This is a genomic window from Exiguobacterium sp. FSL W8-0210 (assembly GCF_038006045.1).
Lineage (GTDB): Bacteria > Bacillota > Bacilli > Exiguobacteriales > Exiguobacteriaceae > Exiguobacterium_A.
In genome coordinates this window covers 2717645-2742243 of sequence record NZ_JBBOUK010000001.1, presented here as the reverse complement: position 1 = coordinate 2742243, position 24599 = coordinate 2717645, and the positions used below count along the sequence as shown (strand labels likewise).

General features: G+C 46.9%; 22 protein-coding genes. 19 read left to right on the top strand and 3 right to left on the bottom strand.

Annotated elements, in window-relative coordinates; genetic code table 11:
• Positions 1–84: 84 nt before the first annotated feature.
• Together MKY22_RS14195 and MKY22_RS14190 are read left to right on the top strand one after the other, a co-directional pair.
• On the top strand, positions 85–1242 hold the full coding sequence (locus MKY22_RS14195; RefSeq protein WP_312450846.1) for an AI-2E family transporter: 1158 nt from the start codon (positions 85–87) through the stop codon (positions 1240–1242).
• Positions 1243–1308: 66 nt separating this feature from the next.
• Positions 1309–1632, top strand: a complete 324-nt coding sequence (locus MKY22_RS14190) for a winged helix-turn-helix transcriptional regulator (protein WP_035410591.1) — start codon at positions 1309–1311, stop codon at positions 1630–1632.
• A gap of 211 nt (positions 1633–1843) precedes the next feature.
• Here the strand turns inward: MKY22_RS14190 and MKY22_RS14185 are convergent, their stop codons facing one another.
• On the bottom strand, positions 1844–2776 hold the full coding sequence (locus MKY22_RS14185) for a class F sortase (RefSeq protein ID WP_341089443.1): 933 nt from the start codon (positions 2774–2776) through the stop codon (positions 1844–1846).
• A 96-nt stretch (positions 2777–2872) separates the two neighbouring features.
• Entirely contained in the window at positions 2873–4240 is a 1368-nt protein-coding gene (locus tag MKY22_RS14180; protein WP_050678221.1) for a copper amine oxidase, read from the bottom strand.
• Positions 4241–4644: 404 nt separating this feature from the next.
• Here MKY22_RS14180 and MKY22_RS14175 point away from each other — a divergent pair, with 404 nt between their 5' ends.
• The 6 genes from MKY22_RS14175 (at position 4645) to MKY22_RS14150 (ending at position 8711) form a co-directional block, all read left to right on the top strand.
• Positions 4645–4938 carry a DNA-directed RNA polymerase subunit beta gene (locus MKY22_RS14175; RefSeq protein ID WP_056064243.1) on the top strand — a complete coding sequence of 98 codons (294 nt, stop codon included), beginning with the start codon at positions 4645–4647 and terminating at the stop codon, positions 4936–4938.
• Positions 4939–4965: 27 nt separating this feature from the next.
• Positions 4966–5388: a 3-hydroxyacyl-ACP dehydratase FabZ gene (gene fabZ / locus MKY22_RS14170; protein WP_341089437.1), complete on the top strand. Its 423-nt coding sequence runs from the start codon at positions 4966–4968 to the stop codon at positions 5386–5388.
• Positions 5389–5395: 7 nt separating this feature from the next.
• A complete protein-coding gene (locus MKY22_RS14165; RefSeq protein ID WP_029342715.1) occupies positions 5396–5818 on the top strand; it encodes a hypothetical protein in 423 nt (140 codons plus the stop codon).
• Between the two features lie 96 nt (positions 5819–5914).
• A complete protein-coding gene (locus MKY22_RS14160; protein WP_341089434.1) occupies positions 5915–6229 on the top strand; it encodes a four-helix bundle copper-binding protein in 315 nt (104 codons plus the stop codon).
• Positions 6230–6583: 354 nt separating this feature from the next.
• A complete protein-coding gene (locus MKY22_RS14155; RefSeq protein ID WP_341089433.1) occupies positions 6584–8173 on the top strand; it encodes an SdrD B-like domain-containing protein in 1590 nt (529 codons plus the stop codon).
• A gap of 112 nt (positions 8174–8285) precedes the next feature.
• Positions 8286–8711: a helix-turn-helix domain-containing protein gene (locus tag MKY22_RS14150; RefSeq protein ID WP_029342712.1), complete on the top strand. Its 426-nt coding sequence runs from the start codon at positions 8286–8288 to the stop codon at positions 8709–8711.
• A 69-nt stretch (positions 8712–8780) separates the two neighbouring features.
• Here the strand turns inward: MKY22_RS14150 and MKY22_RS14145 are convergent, their stop codons facing one another.
• Complete coding sequence (locus tag MKY22_RS14145) at positions 8781–9032, bottom strand: hypothetical protein (protein ID WP_230088487.1); 252 nt, start codon at positions 9030–9032, stop codon at positions 8781–8783.
• Between the two features lie 111 nt (positions 9033–9143).
• On the opposite strand from MKY22_RS14145, the gene MKY22_RS14140 reads away from it, so the two are divergent.
• From MKY22_RS14140 to MKY22_RS14090, 11 genes are all read left to right on the top strand, one after another.
• On the top strand, positions 9144–10385 hold the full coding sequence (locus MKY22_RS14140; protein WP_341089424.1) for a UDP-glucose dehydrogenase family protein: 1242 nt from the start codon (positions 9144–9146) through the stop codon (positions 10383–10385).
• Between the two features lie 61 nt (positions 10386–10446).
• Positions 10447–10857 carry a hypothetical protein gene (locus MKY22_RS14135; RefSeq protein WP_341089421.1) on the top strand — a complete coding sequence of 137 codons (411 nt, stop codon included), beginning with the start codon at positions 10447–10449 and terminating at the stop codon, positions 10855–10857.
• A 500-nt stretch (positions 10858–11357) separates the two neighbouring features.
• Positions 11358–14702, top strand: a complete 3345-nt coding sequence (locus MKY22_RS14130) for a hypothetical protein (protein WP_341089419.1) — start codon at positions 11358–11360, stop codon at positions 14700–14702.
• A gap of 206 nt (positions 14703–14908) precedes the next feature.
• The gene (locus tag MKY22_RS14125) at positions 14909–17587 is read left to right on the top strand and encodes a glycoside hydrolase family 70 protein (RefSeq protein WP_341089417.1); all 2679 of its coding nucleotides are present in this window, start codon (positions 14909–14911) and stop codon (positions 17585–17587) included.
• 125 nt (positions 17588–17712) lie between these two features.
• Positions 17713–19287, top strand: a complete 1575-nt coding sequence (locus MKY22_RS14120) for a S8 family peptidase (protein ID WP_341089415.1) — start codon at positions 17713–17715, stop codon at positions 19285–19287.
• 135 nt (positions 19288–19422) lie between these two features.
• Positions 19423–20982, top strand: coding sequence for a S8 family peptidase (locus tag MKY22_RS14115; protein ID WP_341089413.1), 1560 nt, complete (start codon positions 19423–19425; stop codon positions 20980–20982).
• A 17-nt stretch (positions 20983–20999) separates the two neighbouring features.
• Positions 21000–21683, top strand: a complete 684-nt coding sequence (locus MKY22_RS14110; protein ID WP_341089411.1) for a hypothetical protein — start codon at positions 21000–21002, stop codon at positions 21681–21683.
• A gap of 44 nt (positions 21684–21727) precedes the next feature.
• Complete coding sequence (locus tag MKY22_RS14105; protein ID WP_341089408.1) at positions 21728–22426, top strand: hypothetical protein; 699 nt, start codon at positions 21728–21730, stop codon at positions 22424–22426.
• A 30-nt stretch (positions 22427–22456) separates the two neighbouring features.
• Positions 22457–23149, top strand: coding sequence for a hypothetical protein (locus tag MKY22_RS14100; protein WP_341089406.1), 693 nt, complete (start codon positions 22457–22459; stop codon positions 23147–23149).
• 15 nt (positions 23150–23164) lie between these two features.
• A complete protein-coding gene (locus MKY22_RS14095; protein ID WP_341089404.1) occupies positions 23165–23854 on the top strand; it encodes a hypothetical protein in 690 nt (229 codons plus the stop codon).
• Between the two features lie 15 nt (positions 23855–23869).
• Positions 23870–24556: a hypothetical protein gene (locus MKY22_RS14090; protein ID WP_341089402.1), complete on the top strand. Its 687-nt coding sequence runs from the start codon at positions 23870–23872 to the stop codon at positions 24554–24556.
• Positions 24557–24599: the final 43 nt, after the last annotated feature.

Sequence of the window (24599 nt, the reverse complement as noted above, 5' to 3'; positions counted from 1 at the left end):
AAGAATAAGGATTAAGAAGCAATGTTTTAAGGAAAAACCATAGAAGATATTGAACTTCATCATTTTAAGTAGGGAAGTGGTTAGATGCAAAAAATGTTTGAAAACAAATGGTATCGATTCGCATGGTGGGTCATGACATTGCTCATCATCGTCTGGATTGGCGATCATGTTACGTTCTTGTTCCGACCAATCGCAATTCTGCTTCAAATGGTCGTACCACCCCTTGCAATCGCTGGGATTCTCTACTATGTCCTGTTGCCAATCGTCGAGTTGCTCGAGAAAAAGATGAAGCGGCGACCTGCTGTCTTAATCGTGCTCGTCGGTTTAATCGGTATTTTAACGACACTCGGCTTCATCTTTGGTCCGATGTTGTCGGAGCAGGTCACGCAGTTCGTCAATTCGATACCGACGCTCGCGACACAGTTCCAGCGCCAATTGATTGACGTCCGGGATCAACTCGAAAACAGTGCAGCCTTTTCACGCTTCCTATCAGGACCAGATAACTTGTTCAATAAGTTCTCAGGGAACATCTCGGAATACGCATCGACGTTCCTGAAGAACATCGGTACGGGTGTCGGTGGGTTCGTCAGTGTCCTGACGACAGCGGTCGTGACGATCATCATCATTCCGATCATGTTGATCTATATGCTGCTTGACGGCGATAAGCTTAAAGGCAATCTCGTTAAGCTGATGCCGTATGAGTACCATAAGGAAACGCAAAAAATCCTCGGGGACGTCCACGTGACGATCATGAGCTACATCCGCGGGCAAGTCATCGTCAGTATCGGTGTCGGGATCATCGCCTATATCGGATATCTCATCATCGGAATCGATTATGCGTTGTTACTCGCCTTGTTTGCGACACTGACGAATATCATTCCGTTTCTCGGTCCGGTTCTCGGTGTCATTCCGGCATTGATCGTTGGGTTCATCCAGGATCCAATCCTTGCGATTTATGCGATCATCGTCATGACGGTCGCGCAACAGATCGATTCGCACATCATGTCACCACTTGTACAAGGGAAGACACTCGATGTCCACCCGTTGACGATCATCATCGTCTTGCTCGTCGCGGGGAACATCGCCGGTTTCTTCGGAGTCTTGCTCGGTGTACCGTTCTACGCTGTCATGAAGGTCGTCATTCTAAACATCCGTCGTCTCTATCACCTCCGATCGCAGAAGAAGATGGTCATCACGGAGGAAGAAAAGACGTTCGATACGATCATCACCGAGCGCGATTGAGTTTTGAAATTCATGTAAAAGTGCGTCATACTGAAGAGGTAGCTAAGAGAAGGGGGCAAGAATCAGATGGATTCACGTCATACCGAAGAACAAGCCGATCTACTGGCGTTGCAAAAATTTCAACACAACTTCGAAAACAGTCTCAAGTCGAGCATCATTTATCTCTTGCGTGATGGCGCATTGACGATCGGGGAACTCGAGCAACGGATTGATCAGTCGCACGGGCAAATCCTCGAGCAACTGCAGGAGCTGATTGAAGACGGACTCGTCATCCAGCAGATGTCTGAAAAAGTGCATGGACTGGCCTATTATTTGACGGCACCGGCAGAAGACCTTGTCCGACAATTCACGGAATCGATCCGGTGGAGTAAACAGCATATCCGATATTAAAAAGCAGGATTCTAGACCTCTGAGCAGCTGCTCAGAGGTCTTTTTTGCGTGTTTTGAAGCGATCCTCCTATAAAAATGGCATGCGTAGGAAAGAACCGGGTCAAAACAAGGCGATGCATGTCTTCTTCAATGCTTCTGAACGAGAGAACTTGAAGTGTAGCAGATAAAAGTAGAGCAGGAACCAAATCATCCGTTGGTTCCTGCTCTACTATCATTTTTGGACGGCGCTGAACGCGTCTTCTGATTCGATTCCTGCTTTATTGACCGCTGTGACGACGAAACGACCTGTTGCATCTTCTGGGAGTGGGAACGCTTTACGCTCGATCGATTCTGTCGTACCGAGTTTTTTGCGTTTTCCATCCTTCTCTTGATAGACGTTGTATTTGACGACGTCTTCATCGGTTGACGCATACCAGTTGATGAATCCACCACTGACACGAATGTTCGTCGCTGGTTTTGGTGGCGTCTTGACTGGACCCGATGCTTTCTCGTCGAGTTCCGTGAAGACGACGAGTCGGTCATCATAAGTGCCTTGGTTCTGATTATACGTCCCGATACACGTGATCAAGTTGAGGTTCCGGGTATCGGCTGGACCAAAGATTTTCTTCAGTGGTGCTTTTAAGTGATCATACTGGACGAGCTCTTTGACGCGGAAGACGAGCTTCCGTCCGGAAGCGTCCGTCACTTCGACTGGATCGCCCTTTTTTAGTTCATGCAGTTTATAGAAGATGGCTGGACCGGTCTTCGTATCGGTGTGCCCGTCAATGACGGCGTTCCCGACATCACCTGGACGCGGACCGAACTTATACCACCCGGCTTGTTGTTCATTTTTAGGCGTTGCCATGGCGCCGTCTTGATCAAGTCCGACTTGTTCGACCTTCGTCTTGATGTCGTGTTTCGGGATGAAGAGTTGTTTTGGGAGCTCGACCTCCGTCGTCGAGAGATCCTTGAACTCCTTCTTGAAGATTTCTGACGGCTTGAGCGGATCTTCCTTCGTCTCGGAAGAGGCCGCGGATTCTGTTTTAACATCACCTTGCGTGATGTTCGATGTGTCCGGTTTTGGTTGACCGAATAAGAGGAACAGCAATGTTCCGACCGATGCGACCATCAAAAGAATGCTCGCTGGTAATAACCAACGTTTCATAAACGCGTATCTCCTTTCCGAGAGAAGGGATTCCCTCTATGTACAAAAATAACAGGATAGCATGTCGCTATCCTGTTATTGATTATACCCAATTTCTTAGGCGTTTTGACGTTTACGTGCGAGGACAAGACCGACTGCTCCGAGTGCAAGACCGAATACTGCGATTGCACCAGTTGTTGCAGCTGAGTTGTTGTCGCTCATTCCACCGTTACCTGTGTTAGGCATTGATCCTGGAGTACCATCCATGAACTTCTCTGGTGATTGTTTAACGATTGCATCACCGAGGTTAGCTCCTACGCCGTACATGTAAGCGTAAGACTCACGGAATGTGTCGACAGAACCTTTGTAGTCGCCTTCAACATACTGCATGAACGTATCTTGGACGTAAGTCTCGTGACCTGATACGGCTTCTTGTGCTGCTTTTGTTGGAAGGTTTTCTTCTGTAGCTGCACCAAGGAATGCACCGAAGTCGTTCGAGAACATTTTGAGCATATCTTGTGCGTCACCCATCAATTTTTTGTCGTCATTGATTGCTGCTGTGACGAGATTAGCTTGTGCTTCGATGTGGTTTTTCGTCCAAACTTGCTCGAACTGATCTGCACCGGCTTGACCGTATACTGATTTCATTGCTGCTTTGAAGTCAGCTGTATGCATATCTTCAGCCCAGTTTGCTGCATCGTAATCTTTCGCTTGATCGACACCAGCTGTCATGCTGAGGTTTGCAAGAGCAACGTGTTCAGCTGCAAGGCTATTGAGTGTTGAACGAAGATCTGCTGCTTTTGAATCAGCTTTCGTGTTGTCGAATTTCTCAGGCATCTGTGTTGTGATCGCAACAGAAAGTGCTTTTGAGATATCGTACATGCGGCTGTAACCTTCACGGAACGTGTTGTACGATCCTTCGTAGTCACCAGCTGCATATTGTTGGAATGTTTTGTAGACGTCTGCTTCGTGAGCACGGAGAACTTCTTCAGCAGCTGCTTTCGGGAGTTTACCTTCCGTAGCTGTATCGAGGAAGCTTGAGAGATCTTGAACAAACTCTTCTGTTTCTTTCTTCGAAGCGTTGATACCGTCTTGGTCGTCCGCTTTTACAGCTTTGACGAGGTCTGTCGTATATTTGTTGTGATCAACGAAGATTTTCTCGAATTGTTTCGCGCCTTCTTCGCCATAGACTGAAGCGATTGCTGGAGTCATGTCGAGTGCGTTTTGTTTGAGTGCTGCTTCGTAATATTGTGCGTCTTTTGAACCGTCATATTGTTTCTTCATGTCCATGACGGCAAGGACGAAGTGCTCAGAGAGTAATTGATCGAGTGTTGCACGAAGGTCAGCGGCTTTTGTTTTGACCGTGACGTTTTTCGGTGCATCTTGTTTCATGTCTTCTCCGCCACCGGAAGCGAATGCTGCCGTTCCTGGTAGTACGAGTGCTGCTGCCATTGCTGATGCTGCGAATTTTTTCGTGTGTTTCATCTTAAATCATTCCTCTCAGTTTTTGGTTTATTTGGTAAGTGTTTCTTGCCTGTTCTGAATAGCTTACGCATCACTGGTCGATTTGGATTGCATGAAGTTTTATTTTTTTTCAAAAGACTGTCGAAGTGATGTTTCATGCCATCCGGTGGACCGTTGCTGCGTCGTTCTGGAAAGCTTACGCCGAGCAGTTCATTTTGGATTTAAAAAAATCGTAAAAGCCCGCAGATCGTGGGAAACTGTTTTTCTGCTTCCTTATATACAAACTAAAATTTTTTAGAGAAATTGCCTGTCTGGTCGTGTTACACTAGTTGCGGAACACGTTTTGTAGCGAATTTGGAACTAATTAATACCAGGTACTAATATGCTATACTGTTCTCAGACTGAATCAATGAAAGGTGATCAAGATGGTACAAAACCAAACAGGCACGGATCAGCCAACGCGTGAACGCCTGAAGAAGCAACAGCCTTCGAACCAGGAAACCGGCAATCCGGAGCACAAATCAGAGCGACGTCTTCGTGCGTACTCGACACGCCGAGTTCCGATCATCGTACGCGTACTGATCGTTCTCGTTCTCATCGTCGTAGCACTGATCGTCGGCGCAATGGTGGGTTATGCGACGTTTGGTGGTGGCGAGGCAATGGATGTGTTAAAGCTCGACACATGGACCCGCATCACCGATTTTTGGATGAAATCTTAATTTAATCAGTGATGGGAGCTGTCGAATATGTATACGATCGAACAAATCAAGGAAGTCATTCCGCACCGGCATCCGTTTTTACTCGTTGACCGCATTTTGGAAGTCGAAGAGGGAAAACGCGCCGTTGGAATCAAGAACGTCACGGCGAACGAAGAATTCTTCAATGGCCATTTTCCAGAATACAATGTCATGCCCGGCGTCTTGATCGTCGAAGCACTCGCGCAAGTCGGTGCCTTCGCCGTATTGAAGATGGAAGAGAACCAAGGGAAGCTCGCTTTCTTCGCAGGAATTGAAGGATGCCGCTTCAAACGTCAAGTCGTACCCGGGGATCAGCTCCGCCTCGAAGTCGAATTGACGAAGGTCCGCGGACCAATCGGTAAAGGTCGTGCCACAGCCACAGTCGATGGGGAAGTCGCCTGTGTCGCTGAACTGACGTTTGCTATGAAGTGAAGCGAACATGAAACGCTGGCTTCTCCCCCTCGCGATTTCCTTACTCGTCGTTCCTGGTTGTCAGCGCGCAGAACAAGCGAAGACCGCTTCCCCGACGGTCATCGTAGATCCCGTTAAGCGTGCAGGACAGACCGAGAACATTTCCGCTCAGGTCACTCTGACGGAAAATGACCGGATGCGTCTCGTTATCCGGACAGCGAATGACATTCGACTCGATGACCAACAGGTCGATATTCGGCTCGAAGTCGCCAATCAATCGATTCCGTTTCCGTTCGTCTCCTTCGAAGCGAAGAAGATGGGGGAAATCCGGACCTATACGTCCAATACGACGATCGAAAAAGAAGTCTTCGATGACCAACGTCTTCCGGTCCTCATCATTGATGCAGGAGCAGGGCGTGGGATCGAGATTCCGCTTGAGATCGTTAAATAAGACAGCATGGTGAGCATTTTGCTCCAGATGCTGTCTTATTTTTGTTTTGTTTCAAGTCATCAGGGTAATCAAAACCTATACAAAGGAGGAATCAATATGGATCACGCAGTACAGCAACGACTGACGGATTGTATTCTCGCCTGTAATCATTGTTTTGATGCCTGCCTGAACGAGGAACATGTCGGACATATGTCAGATTGTATTCGACTCGACCGCGATTGTGCCGATATCTGTAGCTTATTGCTGCAAGCGATCACTCGAAACAGTGCAAATGTCGCGGTCCTTGCAAAAGCATGTCAGGAGATATGCGAAGCATGTGCCGCTGAGTGTAGTAAACATGATCATGACCATTGCCAAGCTTGTGCGAAAGCATGTACAGAATGCGCGCAAGCATGTAGTCAGCTTGTGTAAAGAGGCCGACTCAAAAAAGAATGACGAGTCTTTTCACGCCCTTTCCTCATGAGAGACACAAGCCCGCTTTCCTGCTTCATTCAAGCAGGAAAGCGGGTCTTATTTGTCTCTGACAGCGCATAATGCGCTTTTTCCTGTAGGAGTAGCGTGTGACGCGTCATTCTTTTTTTACGTGATAAGGGTGGCGGATCATCATTCTGCCACCCTTATCTTTGTAGAGGACAACATATGAGTCAGCCCCTTTTTTAATATAAAAAAATAGAATAAATTCAAGATTTTTCTAGTTATTTTTGGCGTATTTGTTTACTATTTAGGGAGGTAATATTAAAACACGATAGGAGCATACATACCCTTATGAAAAAATTAAGCTTACTTTTGATGGCACTCGTTGTTGCGTTTGGTCTGAAGCTACCGGTCTACGCGGAAACTGTCGAGTGGGATGTCACAGGAACGGGCACGGGTCCGTATACGTTAACGTTTAAGGGCGCAGGCATCGTCGATATCACGTCGGAGACAGCACTTATCTTTGAAGAGGGCGTGACAGGAAAAGACGTCAACATCGAAGAAACACCGGTCGTGACGTTTACGGCAGAGACGGCACCTGTCGTCAAGGTCGTCTCAGCAGATGGCCAGCGGACGGTTCTCGTCCAGTTCGGTAAAGTCGTTACACCAGATGAGCCGACGACAGACGAACCAACGACAGACGAACCGAAGACAGAGACACCAAAGACGGATGAGCCAGTCACAGAAGAACCAGCGACTGACGAACCCGTCAAGGAAGAACCAACACCGGAAGATCCTGTGAAGGAAGATCCAGTCAAGGAAGAACCGGTCAAGGAAGAGCCGACGACAGACGAGCCAGAGACGGGTGATGATGCGACACCGACACCAGTCGAAACACCGACGACGGCAACGATCGAAGGAACGATCTGGTTCGATGAGAACGAGGACGGGATCCGTCAAGAGAAGGAAACACGTCTCGATGATATCCTCGTCTCTTTGATGAATCGGAACGAAGATGTCATCGATGAAGCCTACACGAAGAACGGCACATACAGCTTCAAGAATTTGAAGCCAGGAACGTATGAAGTGGAAGTCGACGGATATGATATGGGTTACTACTTCTATTCCGAGCAAAACGTCGGTGACGACCGGACGATCGATTCCGATGTCGACGAAGACATGGGAACGAAAAAAGTCCGTCTCGTCGCAGGACAAACGGAAGTGATCGATGCTGGTCTCTACGGCGACGAAGAGCTCGATGGTATGTTCGAGCATTGGTTAGCTGTCGTCAACTTCTTGGATGCGAACGGGAATCAAAAACCGGATTACGATGAAGAAACGGTTCCTGCAACGTATACGGTGACCGATGCCATCACAGGCAAAGATGTCTATCAAGAGAAGATTTCAAAAGATGACTTGATGATGATCCAACTCGATCCAGGTACGTACACAGTCAAGACGGAAGTCGCAGAAGGCTATACGATCAAAGCGATGCATCACCTGGACATGGATGCTTTGATGGAAGATATGGATGAAGAAATGTATGAAGACTATGAGTCATTCGCCCAGCAAGCAAAAGCGATGAAATTGATGGCGAGCGATGAAGAAGCCTTGGCGCCAGAAGAACAAGAAATGGTCGATGAGTTGTTGAAGTACTTTGAGCGGAAATCACCGGAAGCAGGTGTGACGATTGAAGACGATAGCTTCGGTACGATCTTGCTCGCAGAAATTGCGAAAGTAGAACCGGTCGCGAAACCGACGCCAACACCAACGTCAACAAAAACGCCGGTCAAAGCAGTCGATGCTGCGACAAAACAGTCGACAACATCAGCAACGGGAACATTACCACAAGCTGGGGAAGACAAGCCATTCCCATATGCAGCAACGGGAGCAGGACTTGCCATCGTCGGTCTTTGGTTACTCGTTCGTCGGGGAGCATAATGATTAGAGACCTTCAATCAGAAGGTCTCTTTTTTTGATGTGTGTATCTTTTGACACACACGCACACATGTGTGTATAGTAAAGATACTACTAGAAGGAAAGAGGGATGACGATGTTAACGACAAAACAGATCAGTGAATTGTTACGTGTCTCAGAAGAAACGGTCCGTCGCTGGATCCGGACAGGCGAATTGCATGCCGAACAGGACGGAAAAGGCTATCTCGTCGATGAATTGGCGCTCAAACGTCTCGTCGATGAGAAGTCACAGATTCCAGGAACCGCGATGAACAAGATTCTCCCACTCATCCAAGACATGTTCGGACCAGAAGCGGCTCAGTTCGCGAAATCGAACTTGTTTGACCCACTCCGTCAATCGATGGAGCAAGCGCCACCGAAGCCGGAAGCATCGAACGAGTCACTCGCAGAAGAACTCGATCGTCTAAAACGCAAAAAACGTCGTCTCGAACTTGAGCACGAACTGAAGTTGCTTGAGATCGAAGAAAAGATCGCAGCAATCGAACGAAAAGTTCAGTCCTGAATACGAAAAGCGATGTCCCCAATTGAGGAGACATCGCTTTTTTTCGTTCGACCATAAGAAAAACCCACTTCACGAGTCGGAAGGGGTTTTGTCGTTTGCTTGTTTCTTTTTACGGTACCAGTACCAGTAAGCAAGTCCCAGTCCAATCGGGATTGCAGCCAAGTACGGGTTAGCTTCGATGAAGCTGATCATCTCAAAGAGCGCGAACCATCCACTGATCAAACCGAGGATGAGTAAAATCGTCCGTAGTGCTTCGGGAAGCTTGCGGATCCGATACGCAATGAGACAGACGAGGCAAAAGATAATGATAGCCACGAGCATTCCTCCCATTCCCGTAATCCAGTATAGCGTATTCGGAAAGCTTTTTCGATGCACAAATCTTCTGCTCTCCCGTATAGTGGAGACAGAGAAACTATCGAAGGACGTGATGGAATGCAACTGACAGTGATTGGAACAGGATATGTCGGTCTCGTGACCGCAATTGGACTGGCGGAAAACGGACACGACGTAACGTGCGTTGACTTGAATGCAGAACGGATGGCGCAATTGACACGAGGGATCCCGCCGATTAAAGAAGAGGGGATCGAAGAAGCGCTAGTCGCGAATCAACAACGAATGACATTCACGACGGAATACCCAGTCGCAAAGACATATCTTGTCGCTGTCGGAACACCGGAGAAAGCGGACGGGAGTTGTGACTTGTCGGCAGTAGAAGCTGTCGTCGCTCATATTGAACGAATCGCACCAACTGCGGCTGTCATTATTAAATCGACAGTTCCACCTGGTACGACGATGCAACTAGCGTTGCAGTATCCGACGCTACGCTTTGCGATGGTCCCTGAGTTTTTACGGGAGGGTACGGCTCTTGCTGATATGCGGAATCCTCATCGAGTCGTCATCGGAACCAACGATGACGATTTATCGCAAGAACTAGCGACATTATTTGCGACGACAGCACCTCTTGTTGAAGTCGACCCGACGACGGCTGAGTTGACGAAATATGCGGCGAATAGTTTTCTGGCAGTGAAAATCAGTTTTATCAATGAAATCGCGCGACTAGCGGATGCTGTTGGGGCTGACGTATCGGATGTTGCAAAAGGAATCGGTCTCGATCCACGGATCGGTTCCTCGTTCTTGCGAGCTGGAGCCGGATACGGAGGGTCTTGTTTCCCGAAAGATATCGCAGCGCTTACGACGCTTGCCCGTGAGCATGAGCAACAACTTCATGTCATTGAAGCAGCAGATAAAACGAATGAAGCTCAACTGGATTATGTCTTACAAAAAATCCAACCGCAGACGGGAATGCGCGTAGCGCTACTCGGTCTCGCCTTTAAACCAGGAACGGATGACTTACGAGACGCGCCAGCACTACGCCTCGCAACACGTCTGGAGCAACTTGGCGTCAGTGTAACCGGCTATGATCCAGTTGCCCGGACGTTACTCGACCAAAAACAAACGGTAGAAGAAGCATTGAAGGATGCAGATGTCGCGGTCATCATGACGGAATGGGAAGAACTCCGTAATATTACACCAGAGCAATTCGTTCGTCAGATGCGTCAACCCCGTGTCGTTGATGGACGTAACTGTTGGTCATTCACGGATCAACTGGGAGATGTTCAATACGAAAGTATTGGACGACCGGCTAAATCATTTTCGAACAATCGAACCGTTTGACCTGTCATGATAGGTGAGCCCCTCGCGGACTCACCTATTTTTGATAAAAAGGAGCAGATACATGGTCATTGATTATTTCGCAGTCTTACCGAGTGGGAAAAAAGGCGCACTAGAGCCGCACTGTCTGACACAAGGAACGTGGTATCAGCGCATCAATGAGGAATTGTTTCGAGTCATCCATTATGGAGCCGGGATCATCCGGATACGAGACAAAGGAGCGGAACTGCGGATTCCGATCGAGTTCGGATTCGGTTATGTCTTACAGTATCTGCGCCAGTTCACGGAGGCGGAGCGACAAGATGGACGAAAACGTCATGTCCTGCAACGACAGCTCGATTGGATTAGTCGCGGATTACCGATTGAACTCAAACGACGTGGAGAGAAGATTGAAATGTGGGCTGATGATGTCCATCGCTTGCATCGGGAATCGTTCCTTCAAGCAATCGAAAAAGCAGATCATTTTATCTCGTGAAATCAAAACTTTATTTTAATAAAACGAAAATAAGGCAAAAACTTAATAAAATGTAAGCGTTTTCTTTAAAGGGGTGAATCCAAAAATTAATTTCCATGCACAGCCCATATAAATATATTTTATCTTACTACTATTCACCTATTTTTTACAAAAAAGCTATTGTAGCGTCCTTCCCAGTTTTGTATATTTGACCTGTAGCGTTTCTACCGATTCTCAAAAACGAAACGATGGAACGCACGAATCTACAATCAGAAATGGCTTCTTGGAGCGATTTCGGCAGTTTCTTTAGTTCATCCCAATCGGATACATAATGGCTCACGCATGGATCGTCTTGATGATAGACGAAAAGTCGCACGTGAAACAGAACGTACTCCTCCTAAGACGACTAAAGAATTTTTTAACTGCTTTAAAGTAAAATATTTCTATATTTTACTTATATTGTAGATTTAAAATTGGGATTTGCGCTCTTGATTTGTTAGAAAAGAGGAGGAATAGTAAACATGGGTTATTCGAAGAAAACGAACAAATTGTACGCTGCTGCAGCTGCGCTTGCAGTCACGGCGTCTGTCGTAGCACCGGTTGCTGCTGATGCAGCATCGAAGGTCTCGGTTAAATACATCTCTCCAATCTTGATGAAGCACGCTGGTGGTTCGAAATATGCAGTCAAGAAATTGACGCTTCCGACGAAAGTCAAAGTCAAACTTTCAAACGGCAAGTACGAAATGCGCTCAGTCAAATGGAGCGGTTCTGTCAAATTCGAAAAGAAATACATCAACAAATACCAAGTCCTTTACGGTAAGGTAGCGGGTACGACGAAAAAAGCGATCCTCAAAGTCGAACTTCAAAACTACCCAGTTGATGTTCTCGAACCAGTCCTCGAGCCGATCGCTGTTGGCGGAAAAGTTCAATTGCCAAGCACGATCAGCATCCAGTACAAATCAGGTATCATCGTTAAACGCCCAATCAGCAAGTTCAATCTCAAAACTCCATCGACTTCAAAAGCAGGAAAATATAAACTGGCTTACTCGTACAAAGGTGCTAACTCTGTCGTAACAGGTTACATCAACTACGAAGTCAAGGCAGCAAGCATCTCGAACGTCATGGGAAGCGTCGATGATCAGATGCTTTCAGTCAAAGCAGACGTCATGTACCCGGCAGTCGGCGCAATGGCAGAACTCTTGATCTACCCAGGAAAAGACATGTCAGCAACTCCAATCGTTGCAAAAGGAACGCTCTCGAAAGGGAAGTTCATGGCATCACAAGGTGGCATTCCAGAAGGAACACACAGCTACGTCGTCAAAGTCGGCGATGTCAAATCAGCTCCGATGGACTTCACGATTGCAAACACAGTTCTCGCTTCAGCAAAAGCAATCGGCAAAGAGAAAGTCGAAGTCTCATTCTCGCGTGCCGTTGACTCTGTCTCAGCAGACAACTTCAAAATCGCAGGTGCGACAGTCAAGTCAGCGACACTTAGCGCAGACAAGAAGTCAGCAGTTCTTGAAGTCGAAGGACTCGAGTACGGCATGGACTACTCAGTTGACGCAAAAGGCATCTTAATCGGTGGCGTTGCAAAAGACCTCGGTTCACTCAGCTTCATGACGCAAAGCGTCGAAAACATCTGGATGCTTGAAGTGACACCCAAAGCGTCTTCGATCCTTGCAAACGGATCAGACAACACGGAAGTCACATTCCAGTTGAAAAACAAAGCGACAGGTGAAGTCGATACGAAAGCAGACGATATCGTCTTGAAATTATCGACATCATTCGGATCACTCGCGAAAGAACGCGTTACGATCCAAGATGGTAAAGCGACGGTTCTCTTGACGTCTGAGTTCAGCAACACAGACATCGAAGCAACAATCGACGCGCAAATCATCGAGACAGTCAACGGTGAGTACAAAGACTTGATCGGTAAAATCGATGGACAAGCGAAAGTCAAATTCAGCACGGTCATGGTTACACCAGCACCAGTTGAATTGATCAACGTCCTTGCAGCGGAATCGAACCAAGCGGATCGTGTGACGATCTTCCTCGATAAAGCCGTCTCACGTGATCTTCTCTTGAAATCGTTCGGTCTCGATAAGAAATTACCGACGGTTGATGAGAGCGAATACCTTGCAAACGACAACATCCAAATCGAGCAATTCGATGGTTCGAAACGCGTCATCGGTATCAAATCGATTCCTTCGAATCCAAAAGCATTCGAATTGATCCTTGATAAAGAAACACCACTCCAAGACAACGCAACTGTTAAAGTGCTTGCGAAAATCACAAGCAGCACGGATACAGAAGTGAAGTCAAAAGCAAGCTTCAAGTTGACGGATGCACGTCAGCCGGAAGTCACTTCGGTCAAACCAGTCGGTCTGAACCAACTTGAAGTGAAATTCTCAGAAGCAATCGCGGGCGCGAAGTTCAAAATCGATGGTCAATACGGCGAGAAGTACTTCAAAGTCGAATACCTCGGATTTGATAACAAAACAGGCGTCGATCGCCGTGATACAGTCATCATCACGTTGAACGATGAGCAGATGATGATGGGTGCAAAAGCAGAAGAAGCTTACCCAGGACCGAAGAAAGGCTACTTCACGCCTGGTAAACACTCACTCCAAATTTGGAACACGATGGACTTCGCAGCCCTTTCGGATGAGTCGAACATCGGAACAACACAAAACCTCGACTTCACAGTTGCTGCTGATACAGTCAAGCCAACTGCAGGCGTCGTTGTTGAGTCGCCAGAACAATTCCGTATCATGTTCAGCAAACAGCTGAAAGGTCTCGACCTCGACGCAGTCAAAGCATTGCTTGCTTCGAAGAAGTTGAAACTCGAGCGTTATAACTCAAGCACGAAGCTGTACGAAGACTTCAGTCAGTATGTTGACGTGACATACTACAACGATGAAACAGGTGAAGTTCTCGTCGAACTCAATAAGGACTGGACGGAAATTTACGATACGGTCAACACGAAAGAGAACTACTACAACGATAAGTTTAAACTTTCGCTCGCAAAAGATGCTGTCAAAGCAGAAGCGAACGGTGAGAAGAACGATGCGTTGACACTTGAACTCAACTATGCTGGTTCACCGCTCAACTCTCCAGATCTGAAGAGTGCGGAAATCACTGCAATCGACCGTATCCTTCTCTCGAATGACTTCAACGTCTTGATGAGCGAACCGGTTAAATTGAAAGGTCTCGACCAGTACGATACGCCGTTAAAAGGTAAAGATGGATTGGTTGATCTTCCTGAAACGACTGTCGAGTTCATCGGTAAAGATAAAAATGGTAAAACCGTTACGATCGACGGATCAGTCGTCGGTTACACGAACAGTTCGGATTCGAACTTCCGCGTTAAAGCGAACGATAGCCTCCAGTACCTCGTCGACAAAGACGGTTATGGAGAAGAGTGGAAAGTCGTCGTCAAGTCACTTTCTGACGATGTCGGTAACACGGTCGCTACAGCAACACACGACTTTAAAGTTTCGAAAACGCCAGTCACACCAGTGGCTTCGCCATTCGAAATCGCTAAAGTCACAGCTAACGCAAAAGATGAAAAAGATGTCATCCGTATCAAGTTCACAGAAGGTGTACAATACACTGGTATGTACGATGCAACGAACACTGCACAGTACACGTTGAACGGAAAAAATCTCCCAGTCGGCACAAGCATCTCGCTTGCTGATTCGGATGATGATATCACGAACGGTCTCGACATCGTTAAGATCAAAGTTCCAGCTGGAACACTTAAAACATTGTCGAACGTCATCACGGTCAACAAAGAGCTTCAGTCGTATGACAACTCTGTCTTGACTGGTGGTTACGAGAAAGCAGTTCTTCTCGGACTGAACTAAGCAATGAAAATCTCTTCCTACTTCGGTAGGGAGAGTTTTTTGTGACAAAATAGCGCAATCGATTGCATCTAGATAAATTCATTTACCTATTTTTAAAAAATACAACTGTCTTTACTTTGAAAAAAGATGTTAAATTATGTTATGTTATTTGGAATTTTAGGTATAAATAATCAGAAATATATATTACTCAAAGGGAGATTAGACTCATGAACAAGACGAAAAAAGTCTCGACAGGTTTGCTTGCGGCATTGGTCGCGACAAGCGGACTAACGTATGCACCAGAAAGCGCAAAGGCTTTCGCACCAAGTGAAAAACTCGACAATCGCGTTATTTTCCAAAGCTTCAGCCTGTATCAACCGTACGAAAGCAATATGTACCGGACGCTTGCTAAAAAAGGTGATTTGCTCAACTCGTGGGGTGTAACAGATGTATGGTTGCCACCTGCGTATCGTTCATTCGATATGGCACGTTACATGGAAGGCTATGCAATCGCTGACCGTTATGACCTCGGTGAATTCCCACAAGGACCAGGTGGAGCGGTTGCGACGAAATACGGTAAAGCCACACAACTCGAGATGATGGTCGACATGTTGCATGACGACAACATCAAAGTCCAGATGGATCTCGTTCCGAACCAAATGCTCGGTCTCAACAAACGTGAAGCTGTTTTCGTTCGTCGTGCGACAAGCTCAGGTGAGCCGTTCACAAACCCATACACAGGTGGAGAAAAAACGAAGACCCTCGCAACGCCTTACCTCGCTTACACAAAAGGTGGCGGTATGGGACAAGCAAAATACGGTTACCTCAAAGAGTGGAACAAATCGTTCATCAATGGGACATCACTGCAAGGGCAGGGGATGGGCCGCGTCATGACGGACAAAGACGGTAAACCATACCGTTACTTCGGTAAAGATGATGCGAAGAACTACTTACCAGAATGGTTGCTTGACGCAGCGAAGACACAGAACTTGAATGTCGTCGATACGTACCTCGCAGCAGATGGTTGGTATGAAGTCTCACCAGAGAACTGGAAGCCGATGCTTTCGCAATATGCGAAGGATGAAGGATACCTCGAGTACATGAAACAAAATGGCTTCGAAACAAAAGAAGCTTTGCTTACTTCAACGGAAAACAGCAAGATTGCTTCGTTGACGGAAGAATACATGAAGACACAAGCTGCGTACGGTTATGGATCAGAAGAACGTTCATACCAAAACGATAACTCAGGCATCGACATCGAAGATCAGTTCCTCTTCGTCGATGAGACTGGTTTCCCAACGCAGGCATACAACAAAACAATGACGAACAACGATGAGTTCTTGGTTGGTGTCGACCTGGCGAACTCGAACCCAGAAGTCATCAAGGAACAAAAGAACTGGATGAAGTGGATGCTTGAAACATATAAGTTCGACGGTTTCCGGATCGATGCAGCATCACACTATGATACGAGAATCTTGAATGCAGAAGCAGAAGTGTCAAAAGCGCACTTCGGTAAAAAAGATTACCTCAGCTACATCGAGAGCTATAAAACAGAACAGAATGCTTACATGAAAGCAAACAATAACGAACAACTCGTCATGGACGGAGAGCTTTACTTCACGCTCCGTTCAGCACTTACGCCATCAAACAAACGTGCACTCCGTGACTTAGCGAAAGTCTCAGTCGTTAACCGTGAAGGTGACGGCGCGACGAACGTTCAAGCGAACTGGTCATTCGTCAACAACCATGACCAAGAGAAAAACCGCATCAACCAAATCATGCTTGATACTTACGGCATCAAAACGAATACGCAGTACGGAAAAGACGGCGAGCCGAAATCGTTCGAGAAGCTCTACAATAAAGAAGATGAAGCGAAGGCACTTGCGATCTACAACAAAGAACTCGCAAGTCCGACGAAGAAATACTCGACGGAAAACGTCGTCGCGCAATACGCGTTCCTTCTTTCGAACAAAAATACGGTCCCAACGGTCTACTACGGTGATCTCTATCAGACGGATGCATCGTACATGTCGAAAACGACACCGTACTATGACGAAATCACGAATCTCCTAAAAGTCCGTAAACAGTATGCATACGGTAAACAGCACGTTGCGTACCACACATCGAACACGTCAAAAGAAGCGGGCAAAGACTTGATCTCAAGCGTCCGTTTCGGAAAAGACCGCAACACAGGTGTCGCGACAGTCATCGGGAAAAATGCAGCGCTGGATACGACAGTTCAAGTCAACATGGGTAAAACACACGCGAATCAAGTCTTCGTCGATGCTAGTGGCGTTACGAAAACGAAACTCGTCACAGATAAGAACGGTATCTTGACGGTTCCAGTCAAAGGGATCAAAACAGCTGAAGTCAACGGTTACGTCGGCGTCTTCGTCCCACAAACAACAAAAGCACCAGTCGCAACGATCAAAGCCGGTGCGGTCTATCAAGGAAAAGCACTCGACTTGAAAACGACAGTTACGAACACGACAGCAGCAGTTGCGTCAACACGCTACCGTGTCCTGGATACGAAAAAAGCGACAGTTGATTCAAAAGGTCGCCTGACAGGTAAAGCAACAGGTAAGACGACAGTCGAAGCAACGGTTACGTTAAAAGACGGTTTTGTCTTGAAAACAGTTTTACCAATCGAAACAAAAGCAAACAGCGTCACGCTGAAAGCAACAAAAGCAACACTGAAGAAGAACCAGACGACACGGATTGCCTATACTTCAGCAACGGATAAAATCAAATCCGTTCAGTATACGTCAGCAAACAAAAAAGTCGCACAAGTCTCGTCACGCGGTAACGTCAGAGGCATTAAAGCAGGCAAAACGACGATTCGTGTCACGTACACGACAGCGGGTAACTACAAAGTCGTTAAAACATTCACAGTTACAGTCAAGTAACATCAAGCGCCACTCTCAACACGAGAGTGGTGTTTTTTTATGATTTGCGTCAATGTTTCAATATATTCCACATAATTCCATCTAATCCGGGTATTGGTAAGAAAGACCTAGAGGGAGGAACGATGATGCGCACATGGATAGCAGGGAGCTTAGCGCTTGGTTTGATCTGTAGTACGCTACCAGTCAAGGCGCTTGAAAAGCAGGAAATGATTCGTCCGGCAACACTAATTAAGGCAAAGGAAGTTCCAGCGTTTTCGAAACAAGCTGGGAGTGCTTTGACAGGTCGTTTCGACTCGGATGGATTTGCCGTATGGTATTTTGATGCGAAGGAGTTTGTCGCAAAAGGGACGCACTTTGAGTTCGAACTCGACTACGATACGTACGGAACGATGTTCGCCAGCAAAGCCGACGCGGAAGCAGGTCGCGTCTACAACCGCTACTATCAAGTTACGGACGATACACTCTACTTCCCACTCAGTTGGAGCGGACGGCAGTACTTAGTCCTCGAAGGCTATCCGGGCGACCGTTATTCTGTTCCCGCCTACGTCTCGCGTTATGAACCGATTGAGGAATCGATGACGGCTGCCGTCAAAGCAGTCAAACCGGCGTTACTTGTTCAGACACGTTCTGGTGCAATGCGGGCGCAATCGTTCGGGGCCTCAAAAGTCGAATCATTAGCGTCTGAGCTCCGCATCGAACGACTCGTCTATAATTCCTATGCTGACGCTGAAGCAGCGAAGAAAAAGTTCGAGCGATCGAACAGCGTGGCGTTCGCGGAGTTCGATGCACCGATTCAAGCCTTCGGTGTCGACGCCTATCAAAAACATCAATGGTCGCTGCAGAACACGGGACAAAAGAAGGGACTGAAAGGAGCAGACATCGGCTTCGTCGCCATGCAAAAACGCATCAAAGGCAAGAAGCTGTCTGCAACGAAAGTCGCAGTTCTCGACTCCGGCATCAATCCGACGTATGCCGACTTCGCAGGTAAAGTCCGGATGGATCTCGGCTATGATTTCATCAATGGCGATAAGACAGCGTGGGATGACAACGGACATGGTTCACACATCGCCGGAATTATTGCAGCGGGTGGAAATAATACGTACGGGATGACCGGCATCAATCCGATGACGACGTTGATTCCGATCAAGGTGCTCGATGAGTCAGGGGCTGGTTCGGTGTCGGGACTCGTCAAAGGCATCCAGCATGCAACGAAACAAGGTGCCCGAGTCATCAACATGAGTCTCGGCGGTAGTTCTTCTTCGAAATCGATCGAGTCGGCATTAGCAGCGGCAGTCAAGAAGAACATCCTGATCGTCGCTGCTTCCGGGAACGAAGGACGCGGAACGGTCGCATATCCGGCCCGTTCGAAATATGTCTTGTCGGTCGGTGCAACCGGACGAAAAGATACGAAAGCCTCGTTCTCGAATTACGGAACGGGACTGGACCTCGTCGCTCCAGGTGTCTCGATCCCAAGCTACCTTGCAGATGGGGAGCTGTTATATGGAAGTGGTACTTCGATGGCGACGCCACACGTCGCGGGTGTCGCGAGTCTTATGATCAGTCTGAAGCCGTCCTTGAAGGCAAGTAGTGTGGAAAGTATCCTCAAGAAATCAGCGAAGGATCTCGGTAAAAAAGGCTATGATACGAGTTATGGTGCCGGTCGTTTGAATACCGATAACGCCGTCAAACTAATCCCTTAATGCAGTCAAGAAGTCCTGTGCGAACAGGGCTTCTTTTTTCAGTCAATTCATTGATTGATAGAGGTAAAAAGAACTAGGAAAATCAATTTTTTCCATTATAATGAAAAAGGATACAACGATAAGGAGTGAAATCAAATGAAACAGGTCATCGTCAGTGCTCTCCTCGTGAGTGCATTTGGTACATATACATGGGATACGACAGAGGCTGCGACAACGGCGAAAAAAGTCCCAGCCATCGAAGCGAAAACGAAAAAAGGCTACATCAAAGGAACGTTCGATGCGAGCGGGAAAGCCTTGTTCTATTTTGATACGAAGACGTATCTGTCAGGTGGAACACACTTGAAGTTCGCCTTTGACGCTTCCAAAAAAGCGACCGTTTATACGTCGCAGACGGAATACAAACAAAAAGATCCATATGCGCGGTATGCGAATAGTAAACAAACACTCTTTTTCCCACTGACATGGAGTGGGCGACAATACATCGAAGTGACGGGGGCGAAGAATAAAGCTTTTACGATTCCCTATAAACTCGAACGCCTTGAACCCATTCGCGAATACGCGACAAAATCAACGACAACCGGACAGGCAACGAGTCTCGTCGTTCGTCTGAACGGGGCGACGAAAGCGAGTACGTTGTCACAGACGTCACGGGCTACTGATCACGAAACGATTGATAGTACGTTACGGCTCGAGAAGTTTTCCTACAACAGCTTCATCCAAGCGATGGCAGCCAAACGCCAACTGGAAAAAACGAAGAGCGTCCGGTACGTCGAACTCGATCAACCGATGAAGTTACTCAGTACCGATCCGTTCCAATCGGTCCAGTGGGCATTAAAAAACACCGGACAACGCGGAGGCGTTAAAGGAGCCGATATCGGTTATCACGCGATGGTCAAACGGATTGCCAACAAGTCACGTTCGACCGTTCGTGTAGCAGTCGTCGATACGGGGATTAATCCGACCTATGCGGATTTCGCCGGACGCGTCCGGATGGATCTCGGATACGATTTCGTTCATAAGCGACAGCTCGCTTATGACGATCATGGACACGGTACACACGTCGCGGGTGTCATTGCCGCAGCATCGAACAATGGTTACGGGATGACGGGGATCAATGATCGGGCGAGCATCATTCCGATTAAGGTCATTTCGCGCAATAACTACGCTTCGAACTCGAATATCGCGAAAGGCATTCTGTTCGCTGTGAAACAAAAGGCAAAAGTCATCAACTTGAGTCTTGGTGGTGGCGGTGTCTCCTTAGCGATTGAAGATGCTTTAGCAGAAGCGCGCAAAAAAGGAATCTTCGTCGCAGCAGCAACCGGCAATGAAGGCGCATCGAAACTGTCCTATCCGGCACGTTCGAAATATGCGTTCTCGGTCGGGGCGACGAACCGATTCGATAAACGAGCGTCGTTTTCGAACTATGGCGAAGGACTGGATCTCGTCGCACCGGGACAAGATATCGCGAGTTATTTGCAAGACGGCGAATCGATCTTTTGGAGTGGCACATCGATGGCAACACCGCATGTCGCAGGTGTCGCGAGTGTCCTCTATAGCTTAAAGCCAAGTATCAAAGTGACGGACGTCGAATCGATTCTTCGGAAGTCAGCGAAGGACCTCGGCAAAAAAGGTCGCGACACGACGTACGGATACGGTCGCTTGAATGCTGATCGTGCCGTTCAGCTCGTGAAATAAGGAAAGTAGGTCGAACGATGAAACGTATTCTATGTGTTTTCCTGATTGGTGTCCTTTGTTTCAGTGGGACACTCGAAGGACAAGCAGCGTCAAAGGAAGCACTGCAGATCAAACAAGAGTACAAAGCACTTAAGTTCGGTATGACGCTAACGGAAGTCGCGAATACAATATATGGAAAGGGGTACCGGAAATACATCAAGAAACAAAATGGTAGCGTCGTCTTTACGAAAAAACCGGGAACGACCGATAACGAACAAGGGTATCGGTCCCTCGGATACGTACTGGATCGCCCCTCCAAAGACCTTCCAACGACAACGCTTCTTGAATTTAGTACGAAACAGCACCAGAAGACATATTATCTGACACAAAAAGCGCTGTACTACCAAGCCGATACGGAAAATGGCTTGTATGAAAATAGCCGGACACTCATGAAGCCGGCGTCATTACGCCACGGGATGACGGAGAAACAACTCGACCAACTGGTGTCCGGCAAAAAGCTCGGACAGGTGTCGATGTATTTGAGTTGGAACGTTTCGTCCGTCATTAAAAAAAGTCCGATGAAAAATGGACGCTATAAAATCTATCAATTCCACCGGTCGCATTCGAAAAAGATGCAGGTCGTCACCTTGTCCTATAACACGCAGAAAAAGCGATATGAGGTGGATACAGAAATCGGGATTTCATTGAAGTATGAAAAATGAATAATGATGATTCATGGAGTCATCGAGGGGAGTAGGAAACAGGTATGAAACGCATTATGATAGTGTCACTCTGTTTAGTACTGTTGCTTGGTCTGTTTGTTCCAGGAACAGTATCCGCAGCAACAAAAGCAGAAACGCTTGCGACGACACAGTACAAGGGCTTGAAAAATGGAATGACGATGGAACAAGTCGCGCAAGTCCTGTATGGCAAGTCGTATCAGAAACACCTGAAGAAAAGAAACGGATCGACTGTTCTTAAACTTCCAATCAACTTCGAAGGGGATGAAGAAGGACATAAGCAATTGATCCATGTCCTCTCCGATTCGACAACAACACATCCCCCGACTGAACTGGTCTTACAATTCATGACGAAACAGAAGAGTACGAAGTATCGCTTAGTGACGAAAGGCTTGTTCATCGAACGGAAGACGAAGACAGGGTATCGCGAAAGTACACGATCGCTCGTCAAAGGTGCCGCGCTTCAGAACGGGATGACGGAAAAAGAGCTCGATGCGAAATTGACGGGGAAGGATCTTGGCAACTGGACGATGCTCGGTCATATGGATACAGCGTCTGCTTATACGCTGGACGAACAAAAACGTGGGTTTGCTGAAGTGTCTCGGATCAAAGAATATGTCTTTAAATCGACGATAGACAAATGGAAACATGTCGAGTTGACGTATAACGAACAAGCGAAAACCTACGAAATCAGTGACATGCGGACGATTAAGGCGAAGAACTAAAGCACGTGCAACAGAAAGTGAGTGAAATGGATGCAGAAGTGGAACGTCAAACGACGGCTTCTCATGGTACTGATCGCAATAGTTTGCCTCAATCCAGTAACGGCGGGTGCTGCAACGAAAGCTGAGACGATCGCGACAAAACAATATCGTGCTTTAAAACCGGGGATGACAGTGGAGCAAGTCGCCAAAATCCTCTATGGCAAGACGTATAAAAAACAACTGAAGATGAAAAACGGTTCACAAGTCTTACGATTGAACACAGAAATCGAGATGGAGGAATGGGATCGGAACGTCCTAATTTATGATCTCGTGAATCGAAAAGTGGAATTCCCATCAGCAATCGGTGTCCTGATGTTCATGACGGAGACGGGCGGAACGAAGTATCGGCTGACGATGAAACAAATGGAGTTCAAGCGTGACACAGCAGCCGGATTCCGGACGAGTGATCGCAAACTAATCAAAGGTGCGAAAATCAAAAACGGAATGACGGAACAACAAGTCGATCGAGTATTGACAGGGAAAGGGCTCGGGGCATTCGGAACACTCGGTCACGTCGATACGACATCCGTTCTTCGAAAAAAAGAAGTCAAAGCAGGGAAAGCGACGATCATTCATACGAAATCATACGTTTTTCCGACGGCAACAAACAAATGGCAATACATCTTTTTTATCTATGACACGGAAAAGAAAGCGTATCGTGTCGAAGATCATAGTCAGTATTAAAAAGGAGAGTAAAGTATGAACACGACCTTCATGAAAATCACAGTGGCGACAATCATCGCGGGATCAACACTCTTTAGTGGAACGGCATCGGCGGCGACGAAAGTCGAGACAACAGCGACAAATCAATACACAGCACTTAAAGCGGGTATGACGATGGAGCAAGTCGCAAAAGTCTTATACGGCAAAGACTACAAAAAGCAATTAACAACGAAAAGCGGTTCACAAGTACTAAAGACGAAAGAAGAGTTTAAGGACGTTGAAGATAAGCGTAAAGAAATTTATTACGAAATCTATGATCGGAAGGCAAAGATTCCTCCGACTTTGATGTCGCTCGGTTTTATGACGAAAAAGAACGATTCCGTCTATCGTCTTATCTCGAAACAAGTCGAAATGGGACGGAATACATATTCTGAATACCGCGAGAGTACACGGAAATTAAACGCGGGCGCTAAAATCAAGACGGGAATGACGGAGAAACAACTCGATGCTGTGCTTTCAGGTTCTGGTCTTGGGGAGTGGGCTGGATTGCTTGAGGAAGATGCACGAATCGTCTTCAGTGCGAAAGAAATCAAAGCATATGAGATTGAAGCGTTTAAAGGAAAATTGTATGTCTTCCAAAAATCAACGAAATCACGCGTTTACGTTGAGCTGAGCTATGACACGAAAAAGAAAGCCTACGTTATTGAAAATCACGAGACATTCTAAAAAGGGGATAGGAACATGAAAACGACATTTACGAAAGTTGCAGTAGCAACAGTAATCGCAGGAACAACTTTATTCGGAGGAGTAGCCTCTGCAGCGACAAAAGACGAAACAAAAGTAACCGACCGTTACACAGCATTAAAAGCGGGGATGACAATCGAGCAAGCGGCAAAAGTCATCTATGGGAAAGAATATAAGAAGCAGCTGACGAAAAAGAGTGGTTCGACGGTACTAAAGAAAAAAGCAGAGTATACAACCGTTTCACAAGGTCAAAAAACAACGGCATACACGTTCTCTGATGAAAAGAACTTCACGAATATGTCTGTTTTCCAGTTCATGACGAAAAAGAACAGTTCGGTTTATCGTCTGACAGGAAAGTCGTTAGATCTGTTTCGTGTTGATACTTACTCAGGTGCGCGTGAAAGTAAGATGAAATTGCTCAAAGGAAAGAAAATCAAGACGGGTATGACGGAGAAACAATTGGATGCAGTATTATCTGGAACTGGTCTTGGTGAGTGGACAGGAGTGGATTCGATTGACTGGACATCGATTCAATCGAAACAAGAACTGGACTATGGACTCGGAATTAAAGCACTCTCGAAAACATACGTATTCCCGACTTCGACAACTCAACGTAAACTCGTCATTATGAACTATGACTATGAAAAGAAAACATACACGGTAGAAAGTCAAACATCACTCTAATGAACGAAAGAGCTTATCTGAACGATAGGCTCTTTTTTTCATC